We start from the raw sequence: 9,951 nt of genomic DNA on the forward strand, positions 1-9,951 counted from the left end.
AACCGTGACCGCACACCCGCTCGATCCGCTGTCCGCGGCGGAGATCAGCCAGGTCAGGGAGATCCTGCGGCGCGACCTCCGGATGGACGACGGCTGGCGGTACGCCTCGATCGAGCTGCGCGAGCCCGCGAAGGACGTGGTGCGCGCCTTCCGCCCGGGCGACGCGATCACCCGCGAGGCGCGGGTCGTCCTGTGGCACCTCCCGGACGGCGCCGCGTACACCGCGCTCGTGTCGCTGACCGACGACGTGTTGCTCGGCAGCCGTGGCGAGCCGGGGCACCAGCCCAACGCCACCTCCGACGAGTGGCACGCCGTCGACGACACGATGCGCAAGGACAGCCGGGTCGCCGAGGCGCTCGCGGCCCGCGGGGTCACCGACATGGACCTCGTGCTGATCGACGTCTGGACGTACGGGGCGCACCTGATCCCCGAGCGGTACGCGGGCCGGCGGATCGGCTGGTGCGACATCTGGCTGCGCGAGCACCGCACGTCCAACCCGTACGCGCACCCCGTCAGCGGGCTCAAGCTGGTCGTCGACCTCAACACCGTCGAGCTGCTGGAGATCGAGGACACCGGCGGCGCCGCGTTCCCGCCGGTGCAGGGCGAGTACACCCCCGAGTTCGTCCCCGGCTACCAGGCCCGGACCGACCGCAAACCGCTCGCGATCACCCAGCCCGACGGCCCGTCGTTCACCATCGACGGCCACGAGCTGCGCTGGCAGGGCTGGGGCATGCGGATCGGCTTCAACTACCGCGAAGGTCTGCTCCTGCACCGCGTCGAGTACGCCGGACGCTCGGTGGCGCACCGCATGTCGTTCGCGGAGATGGTCGTGCCGTACCGCGACCCGACCCCCGACCACGTGCGGCGCACCGCGTACGACATCGGTGAGTGGGGCCTCGGGTTCATGACCCGGTCGCTGATGCTGGGCTGCGACTGCCTCGGCGAGATCCGCTACCTCGACGCCGTGCTGCACGACAGCTCGGGCGAGCCGACACCGATCCCCAACGCGATCTGCGTGCACGAGGAGGACAACGGGGTCCTGTGGAAGCACGTCGACGACCGGGCGGGCGCCGAGGTGCGCCGGATGCGGCGGCTCGTCGTCTCGACGCACGTGACCGTGGCGAACTACGAGTACCTCGTCTACTGGCGCTTCTACGAGGACGGCTCGATCGAGTGCGAGGTGCGCGCCACCGGGATCATGGTGACCACCCCGTTCGAGGGCAGCACGGCGCCGCCGTACGGCACGGTCGTCGACACGCAGACCTACGCGCCGATCCACCAGCACTTCATCGTCGCCAGGCTCGACATGGAGGTCGACGGGCCGTACAACACGGTCGTCATGACCGAGACCGAGCAGCTGCCGATCGACGCCGCCAACCCGTACGGGCTGGCGCTCACCCAGCGGTCCGTGCCGCTGCGCACAGAGGCCGAGGGCAAGCAGGACTACCGCTGGGAGACGCAGCGGGCCTGGAAGGTCACCAACCCCGGCCGGCGCAACAAGGTCGGCACGCCGGTGGCGTACAAGCTGGTGCCCGGCGCGGCGATCCCGCCGATGCTCGACCACTCCTCGCCGGTGTTCCAGCGCGCGCAGGTGCTCGGGCACACGCTGTGGGTGACGCCGTTCGACGCAGAGGAGCGGTGGCCGTGCGGTGAGTTCGTCAACCAGAGCGCGGTCGACGAGGGCCTCCCGAAATGGACCCGGGCGAACCGCTCGATCGAGAACACCGACGTCGTGCTCTGGTACGTCTTCGGTATCCACCACGTGCCGCGGATCGAGGACTGGCCGATCATGCCGGCCGACACGGTCTCGTTCTGGCTCAAACCGACTGGTTTCTTCGACTTCAACCCGGCGCTCGACGTCGCGCCGACGGATCACTGAGCACTACTGGAGGGCACGGAAGATGAGCGAGAGCAAGCAGCTGGCCAACTTCGTCAACGGAGAGTTCGTCCCGCCCGCGGGCGGCGCCTATACCGACGTCATCAACCCCTCGACGGGTGAGGCGTACACCTCGGCGCCGCTGTCGTCGGCCGATGACGTCGACGCCGCCTGCAAGGCGGCAGCCGCGGCGTTCCCGGAGTGGAAGAAGACCACTCCCGGCGAGCGGATGGAGTACCTGCTGAAGATGGCGGCCGCGATCGAGGCCGACGCCGAGGCGCTCGTGCGGACCGAGCACGAGAACACCGGCAAGCCGGTGGGGTTGACCATGAGCGAGGAGATCCCGCCCATGGTCGACCAGATCAAGTTCTTCGCCGGCGCCGCGCGGCTGCTGGAGGGCAAGGCGACCGCGGAGTACATGCGCGGCTACAGCTCCTCGATCCGCCGCGAGCCGGTGGGTGTGATCGGCTCGGTCGCGCCGTGGAACTACCCGATGATGATGGCCGTCTGGAAGTTCGCGCCGGCGCTCGCCGCGGGCAACACGATGGTGCTCAAGCCCTCCGACACCACGCCGGCCAGCGCCGTGCACATGGCGAAGCTGTTCGCCGACATCCTCCCGCCCGGGGTGTTCAACGTCGTCTGCGGCGACCGCTCCACCGGTGCCGCGCTCACCGCCAACCCGATCCCGGCGATGGTGTCGATCACCGGGAGCACCGCGGCCGGCAAGGCGGTCGCGCGGGCGGCGGCCGACACCGTCAAGCGGGCGCACCTCGAGCTGGGCGGCAAGGCCCCGGTGATCGTCTTCAACGACGCCGATCTCGCGCTGGCCGCCGAGAACATCGCCGTCGCCGGGTACTTCAACGCCGGTCAGGACTGCACCGCCGCAACCCGCGTGCTCGTCCAGGAGGGGCTGCGCGACGACCTCGTCGCCGCGCTCGCCGAGCAGGCCGCGAGCGTGCAGCTCTCGCGCGACGAGCAGGACGACGACGGCTTCTACATCCCGCCGGTCAACAACGTGAACCAGCTCGGGCACGTCTCCGGGCTGGTGTCGCGCGCGCCGTCGCACGCGAGTGTCGTCAGCGGCGGCGAGCGGTCCGGCGAGGCCGGGTACTTCTACACCCCGACCCTCATCGACGGCCTGCACGAGGGCGACGAGCTGATCCGCACGGAGATCTTCGGCCCGGTGATCACCGTCCAGACGTTCACCGACGAGGCCGACGCCATCCGGCTGGCCAACGACACCGAGTACGGGCTCGCCAGCAGCGTCTGGACGAACGACCACCGGCGCGCGCTGCGCGTCTCGGCCGGGATCGACACCGGTTGCGTCTGGATCAACTGCCACATCCCGCTCGTGGCCGAGATGCCGCACGGCGGGGTCAAGCAGTCCGGGTACGGCAAGGACCTCTCGGCGTACTCGCTCGAGGAGTACACGCGGGTCAAGCACGTCATGTCCTACCTGGGGGAATGAGTGGCCCGCTACGGCGCCCAGTTCGGCCCGGACATCACGTTCCTCGGTGTCGACCGCTGCGACTGGGCCGATGCGTCCACCTACCCCGACGCCGACGTGGTGATCCTCGGCGCGCCGTTCGACGGGGGCACGTCGCACCGTTCCGGCACGCGGTTCGGCCCGCAGTACATCCGCCAGACCTGCTACCTGCCGCACGACGGATCCCGTCCGTCGCTGGCGCTGCGGGTGGACGGGCTGAAGGACCTGCGGGTCTACGACGCCGGTGACGTCGAGATGTTCTCCGGCGACGCTGAGCGTTCGGTGCGCGACCTGCAGGCCGCCGTCTACGCGGTGACCAGCGCCGGAGCCATCCCGCTCGTGCTCGGCGGCGATCACACGATCGCCTGGCCCGACGCGGCCGGGGTGGCGCAGCACCTCGGACAGGGTCGCGTCTCGATGATCCACTTCGATGCGCACGCCGACACCGGCAACATCGAGTTCGGGTCGCTGATCGGGCACGGGCAACCGATGCGGCGGCTGATCGAGTCGGGCGCGCTGCGCGGCGACCGGTTCCTGCAGATCGGGCTGCGCGGCTACTGGCCGGAGCCGGAGACGCTGGGCTGGATGGCCGAGCAGGGCATGCGCTCGTACGAGATGACGGAGATCGTCGCGCGCGGGCTCACCGAATGCCTCACCGAGGCGTTCGCGATCGCCACCGACGACTGCGACGGGGTGTTCCTGTCGGTCGACATCGACGTCTGCGACCCGGGCCACGCACCCGGCACCGGCACCCCGGAACCGGGCGGGTTCTCCGCGCGGCAGCTGCTCGACTCGGTGCGCCGGATCGCCTACGAGCTGCCGGTCGTCGGGATCGACGTGGTGGAGGTGTCGCCGCCGTACGACCACGCCGAGATCACCTCGTTCCTGGCGAACCGGGTGGTGCTGGAGGCCCTCTCCGGCATCGCGCGCAAGCGCAAGGACGCGGCCGACGGCACGACGTGGGACCCGGAGCAGCCGCTGCTCGACGACCGCTGACCCGCAACTTCCCCACCGTTTGCCAACCTGCACGCCCTCCAGGCTGTGCAAGTAGGCAAAACGGTGGGGAACTTCGGTGGCCTACCCGCGTAGCGAACTACGCGTGTCCACGCGGGTTCCGGAGCGCACCGTCTGGGGCAACGTCCACATTTCCGAAAGGAAAGGCCATGGCTGCTGCCACCAGACCCCGAAGGATCGCCGGAGTGCTCGGCGCGCTCGCCGTCCTCGTCGCCGGATTGCTGCTGGGGATCGCCGGTCCCGCAGCGGCAGCCCCCGCGGGCCCGTACCCGACGGCCATCGCGATCCCGCACGTCATGTTCAAGAACGTGCAGACCGGGAAGTGCCTCACCATCGCCGGCGGCAGCAGCACGGAGAACAACGTCCACGCGCTGCAGTTCACCTGCGACAACGACTTCTCCCGCCAATGGCTCATGACGAGCGTCGACGGCGGCGCCTCCTACCAGATCAAGAACGAGCGGACGCTGTAGTGCCTCACCATCGCGGGCGGGCGCAGCACCGAGAACAACGTCGTCGCGCTCCAGTACAACTGCGACTCCGACCCGTCGCGCCGCTGGAGCAAGATCAACGAGAGCGGTGACACGTTCCAGCTCCGGAACGTCCAGACCCAGAAGTGCCTCACCATCGCCGGCGGCGTCAGCACCGAGAACAACGTCGAGGCGCTGCAGTTCAACTGCGATACCGACCCGTCGCGGCGCTGGGCGATGAGCTTGTTCAACAGCGACAACTACGTCCAGTACCAGAACGTGCGAACCGGCAAGTGCCTCACGATCGCCGGCGGTGTCAGCGCGGAGAACAACGTGCATGCGCTGCAGTTCAACTGCGATTCCGACCTGTCGCGCCGCTGGTACGAGATCAACCAGAGCGGCGGTTCGTTCCAGCTGCAGAACGCCAAGACCGGCAAATGCCTCACCATCGCCGGCGGCGTCAGCACCGAGAACAACGTCGTCGCGCTGCAGTACGAGTGCGACGCCGACCCGTCCCGGCGCTGGGCGAAGATCAACCCGAGCGGCGACACGTTCCAGCTGAGGAACGTGAAGACCGGCAAGTGCCTCACCATCGCCGGCGGCGTCAGCACCGAGAACAACGTCGAGGCGCTGCAGTTCAACTGCGACGCCGACCCGTCGCGGCGCTGGCTGAACTCGGCCTGACGATCGATCGCACACAGCTGGTGGTGCCCGCAGACATGGCGTGCCAAGAAGGCAATGTCCAGCGTGCGGGCACCATCACCGGCGCCCGGTCAGCCGTCGAAGCTCGCGAACAGTGAGTTGAGGCCCTCCGCCAGCAACGGGTGCGTGAAGATCGCGTCGGCCATGGCGGCATACGTGAGCCCGCCGAGCATGGCCACCTGAACCACGGTCATGACCTCGCCGCCCTCACTGCCGAGCACCGCGCAGCCCAGGATCCGCCCGCTCTCGGCGTCGATGATCGCCTTCATGAAACCGCTGGTCTCGCCGGTCTCGATCGCACGGACGACGGCGCTCATCGGGAGCTTCGCGACCCTGATCGCGCGCCCTTGCGCCCGAGCCTCACGTTCGGTGATACCGACCCGGCCTAGCTGCGGGTCGATGAACACCGCGTACGGGACGGCCCGCTCCCGTGTGCTCGCCTTCCCGTGCTCGACGAGGTTGGTGTGCAGGACGCGGTAGTCGTCGAAGGAGAGGTGGGTGAACGCCGGTCCGGCCGTGATGTCGCCCATCGCGTAGACGCCGGGGACGCTGGTCTCCAGCCGCTCGTCGACCTCGATGTAGCCGCGCTCGTCGAGCCGGATGCCGGCCGCGTCGACCGTGAGTGCCTCGGTGTTCGGGATGCGGCCGATGGCCGAGAGCAGGTGTGAACCGTCGATCACCTCGTCGCCGTCGTCGGTGCGGACGGTCAGCCGCACACCCCCGGCGGCCGGTTCGACCCGCAGCGGGGTCGCCGAGGTAAGCACCGTGATCCCCTCGTCGCGCAGGATCGCGGCAACCGCCTCCGAGACGTCGTCGTCCTCGGGCATCATCAGCCGCGCGGCGTTCTGGACGATCGTCACCCGGCTGCCGAACCGGCGGAACATCTGCCCGAACTCCAGCCCGATGTAGCCGCCGCCGAGCACGACGAGGTGCTCCGGCAGCTCGTCCAGCTCCATGATCGACGTCGAGTCGAGCACGGTGACGTCGCTCGCGCCGGGGATCTCCAGCGGCTTGGTCCGCGCACCGGCATCGACGACGACGAGCGGCGCAGCGAGGTGCCGCGTCCCGCCGGCGCGCAGCGCGACCTCGATCGTCTTCGGGCCGCTGAACCGGGCCTCGCCCTCGATCAGGTCGAGCCCGTCGTGCGCGAGACGGCTCGCGTAGTTCTGCCGCGCGCCGGCGACCATGGCCCGCTTGCGCTCGCGCACCGCGGCCAGGTCCACCGACACGGGACCGACCCGCACGCCGTACTCCGCGGCGCGGCGCGCCTGGTGGGCGAGGCGGGCGCTCGCGACCATCGTCTTCGTCGGGGTGCAGCCGGTATTGACGCAGACGCCGCCGAGCTGGTCGCGCTCGACGAGCGCCACCCGCATCCCCGCCTTCGCCAGGTCGACGGGGAGGAACCGGCCGCCTTGACTGGTCCCGATCACGATCGCGTCGTACTGCTCTTGACCCATGCCGCGAAGCTAAGACAGCTGTGGTGATATGAATAGCTGCTTCTGTCTCAGTTTCCAGCCTGAAAGTCTCATCATGGACACTGTCAGCCGGTTGCTGCGCGCGGCGCGGCCCAACGCCCGCCTCGACAAACGCTGCCTGCTGGGCGGTGCCACGCAGATGGACGTCGCCGGCAGCCCCGAGCTGGAGGCGCCGTTCCACGCCCTGCTGGAGGGCGAGTGCCGGCTGCAGGTCGGCGCCACGGTGCTCCACCTGCGCACCGGTGACGTCGTGCTGATCCCGGGCGGGGCCGCCCATCATGTGACGACGTCCGGGGCGGGTCGGCTGCGGGGAACCAGCGAGACCGTCGGAGAGGCGTTCACGACCACCCGCAGCGCTGGTGGTGGCGCTGCCGTCATCGACCTGTTCTGCGGGAGCTACGTGTTCGACCGGGGCGCGGGCGCGGTGCTCTTGCGCAGCCTGCCCGATCCCGTGCACGTCTCCTTCGGAAGTTCCCCCGAGAGCGCCGAGATGCTGCGCTCGGTCAGCGCGCTGATGCGCGCGGAGGGGCGGCAGGAGGGCGCGGGCTCCGCCGCCATCCTGTCGGCGCTCTCCACGGTCCTGCTGGCGATGGTGCTGCGGTCGTCACGTGGCGCCACCACGACAACGGCGTTGTGGACGGCAGCGGCCGACAGCCGGATCGCCGAGGCCGTCGACTCCGTGCTGGCCGATCCGGGTGCCGAGTGGACGATCGAACGGCTCAGCGGCGCCGCCGCGATGTCACGCGCGACGTTCCTCCGCCACTTCGGGCGGGAGACCGGCACGACCGTGGGCGCCTTCCTCGCCCGCGCCCGGGTGATGGCGGCGGCGGAGCTGCTCGACTCCAGCGACGCTACCGTCGCCAACATCGCCGGATCGGTCGGCTACCGGTCGGAGTCCGCGTTCTCCCGCGCCTTCCGCGGCGAGGTCGGCACCACCCCGGCGCGGTACCGGATCGACCAGCGCAGACGTCGGCAGCCTCACGACGTCGGCTGAGGCCCGCTCCGCACGTGTGCCCGCATCCCCTGCAGCCCGAAGAGGATCAGCAGCTCGACCACACCACCGTCAGCGCTGCCCAGCCAGTGCGGGAGGGAGGTGTCGAACTCGGCCGCCTCACCCGGTGGCAGGGTCAGGTCGCGGTCGCCGACCACCAGCCGCAGCCGGCCGTTGAGCACGTAGAGCCATTCGAAGCCATCGTGGGTCTGCGGCGCCGGTTCGAGCGGCTCGGGCACCGCCGGGATGATCATCTTGAAGGCCTGGGTGCCGCCCGGCCGCCGCGACAGCGGGATGAACACCATGCCGAACCGCTTGATCGGCTTCAGGTGGATCCGGGGGTCGCCGGTGCGCGGCGCGCCGACGAGGTCGTCCAGCGGCACGTCGTAGGTGCGTGACAGCGGCAGCAGCAGCTCCAGCGTCGCCCGGCGCTGCCCGTTCTCCAGGCGCGACAGCGTGCTCTCCGAGATCCCGGTCGTCGCGGCGAGGTCGGCGAGGGTGATGCCCCGGTCGCGGCGCAGCGCGCGGAGCCGCGGTCCGACGGCGTCGAGCACGTCGTCGGTTCCGTGGTCCACCGGGTTCACCTTGCCAGAACCGCAAGATCCCGTGCCATTTCGCCGGCGCTTGCCAAGACTGGCCGCATGCCCACCACCCGCCGCCGCGATACCCCTCCGCCTCGCACCGGCGGCAGCGAGGCGGAGGTGCTGCGCGGCTTCCTCGACTACCTCCGCTCCTCGGTCGCCGCAAAGGTCGTCGGCGCCCCGGAACCGCAGGTCCGCGCCGCCGCGGTGGCGTCGGGCACGAACCTGCTCGGCCTGCTCAACCACCTCACGTTCGTCGAGCGCGCGATGTTCCTCGGCGAGCGGGTCACCAACTGGTAGCGGACGTTCCGGGCAGCACCCGACGACACGGTGGCCGACGTCGTCGACCGCTACCGCGCGACCGTCGAACAGGCCAACGCCGTGCTCGACGGCTGCACCGACCTGGGCGCGCCGGTTCCCGGCCGGTCGGGCGCCGGACCGAGCGCCCGCTGGGCGCTCACCCACATGATCGAGGAGACGGGCCGGCACGCCGGCCACGCCGACATCCTCCGCGAGCTGATCGACGGCGCGACCGGACGCTGAGTTCAGGCGGCGAAGACATGACTCGGACTTCGTCGTGGCACCTGATCCGGATCCACCCATCTGGGCGGGATGAACTCCGGCAGGCCATCCACTATTCGCACGAACCATTCCGTGGCATGGATCTCCCGGTGATGCATTTTGCACAGCATCACCAAGTTGTTGATTTCGGTTGGTCCGCCGTTCTGCCATTCAGCAATATGGTGGATGTCGCACCAACTCGCCGGGCAACCACACCTCGCGCATCCGCGGTCACGGGCGGCGACGGCACGGCGCATTCCGTCGGGAATCACCCGGTTTGCGCGGCCGATGTCGAGTGGCTGGCTGTCGCCGTTCATGACGATCGGGATGACACCGGCGTTGCAGGCGAGCAGCCGCAGATCCTTGGTGGTGATAGTGCCGCCGAAGTCGAGGATCGCGGTCCGGACCCGGGTTTCCAGCTCTTCGAGTGGGATGTGCACGTTGAGGTGCGGGCGGTGGCCACCGGCATGGGGTACGTCGCCGTGGTCGAGCACGTAGCCGCAGATGTCCGCGAGTCCTTCGACTTGGCGTTCCTTGCTGCTGCGCTGGTCGTCGGCGCCGGCCGGCTTCGACTTCGCATCGATCAACGTGGCGATGGTGGCGAACAGGACCGGGTTGTCGAACCGTCCCTTGATCGTCCCGCCGGCCCGGTCGGGATGGCGGGTGATGGTCAGCTCGTTGACCTCGGACTCCGGGCCGTCGTCGGGTTCGGGCCCGTCCTGAGCCTGTCATTTTTCCCGTGTAAGCCACGGGTGGACTGATTGTTAACGTATCACAGGGGGAGTCGTCCGGGGAAGT

At 69.7% G+C, this 9,951-nt stretch carries 9 protein-coding genes and 1 pseudogene; 7 read left to right on the forward strand and 3 right to left on the reverse strand.

Going from position 1 to position 9,951, the window contains the following annotated elements; translation table 11 throughout:
- Window positions 1-4 precede the first annotated feature (4 nt).
- From LL648_RS39570 to LL648_RS39595, 5 genes are all read left to right on the forward strand, one after another.
- The gene (locus tag LL648_RS39570; RefSeq protein WP_232668103.1) at window positions 5-1,879 is read left to right on the forward strand and encodes a primary-amine oxidase; all 1,875 of its coding nucleotides are present in this window, start codon (window positions 5-7) and stop codon (window positions 1,877-1,879) included.
- 22 nt (window positions 1,880-1,901) lie between these two features.
- Entirely contained in the window at window positions 1,902-3,344 is a 1,443-nt protein-coding gene (locus LL648_RS39575) for an aminobutyraldehyde dehydrogenase (RefSeq protein ID WP_232668104.1), read from the forward strand.
- On the forward strand, window positions 3,345-4,358 hold the full coding sequence (gene speB / locus LL648_RS39580; protein WP_232668105.1) for an agmatinase: 1,014 nt from the start codon (window positions 3,345-3,347) through the stop codon (window positions 4,356-4,358).
- 167 nt (window positions 4,359-4,525) lie between these two features.
- Window positions 4,526-4,846, forward strand: coding sequence for an RICIN domain-containing protein (locus LL648_RS39585; RefSeq protein ID WP_232668106.1), 321 nt, complete (start codon window positions 4,526-4,528; stop codon window positions 4,844-4,846).
- Between the two features lie 9 nt (window positions 4,847-4,855).
- The gene (locus tag LL648_RS39595; RefSeq protein ID WP_374112178.1) at window positions 4,856-5,527 is read left to right on the forward strand and encodes an RICIN domain-containing protein; all 672 of its coding nucleotides are present in this window, start codon (window positions 4,856-4,858) and stop codon (window positions 5,525-5,527) included.
- Between the two features lie 89 nt (window positions 5,528-5,616).
- Here the strand turns inward: LL648_RS39595 and LL648_RS39600 are convergent, their stop codons facing one another.
- The gene (locus LL648_RS39600; protein ID WP_232668108.1) at window positions 5,617-7,002 is read right to left on the reverse strand and encodes a mercuric reductase; all 1,386 of its coding nucleotides are present in this window, start codon (window positions 7,000-7,002) and stop codon (window positions 5,617-5,619) included.
- A 73-nt stretch (window positions 7,003-7,075) separates the two neighbouring features.
- Here LL648_RS39600 and LL648_RS39605 point away from each other — a divergent pair, with 73 nt between their 5' ends.
- Window positions 7,076-8,014 (forward strand): AraC family transcriptional regulator, encoded by a 939-nt coding sequence (locus LL648_RS39605; protein ID WP_232668109.1) that lies wholly within the window; start codon window positions 7,076-7,078, stop codon window positions 8,012-8,014.
- Here LL648_RS39605 and LL648_RS39610 read toward each other — a convergent pair.
- Window positions 7,999-8,586 carry a helix-turn-helix domain-containing protein gene (locus tag LL648_RS39610; protein ID WP_232668110.1) on the reverse strand — a complete coding sequence of 196 codons (588 nt, stop codon included), beginning with the start codon at window positions 8,584-8,586 and terminating at the stop codon, window positions 7,999-8,001. The genes LL648_RS39605 and LL648_RS39610 overlap by 16 nt on opposite strands.
- A 66-nt stretch (window positions 8,587-8,652) precedes the next feature.
- Here LL648_RS39610 and LL648_RS39615 point away from each other — a divergent pair.
- Window positions 8,653-9,135, forward strand: a pseudogene (locus tag LL648_RS39615) (DinB family protein).
- A gap of 2 nt (window positions 9,136-9,137) precedes the next feature.
- On the opposite strand, the gene LL648_RS39620 reads toward LL648_RS39615, so the two are convergent.
- Window positions 9,138-9,827, reverse strand: coding sequence for an HNH endonuclease signature motif containing protein (locus LL648_RS39620; RefSeq protein ID WP_374112179.1), 690 nt, complete (start codon window positions 9,825-9,827; stop codon window positions 9,138-9,140).
- Window positions 9,828-9,951 lie beyond the last annotated feature (124 nt).

It is taken from the genome of Pseudonocardia sp. TRM90224 (assembly GCF_021245725.1).
GTDB lineage: Bacteria > Actinomycetota > Actinomycetes > Mycobacteriales > Pseudonocardiaceae > Pseudonocardia.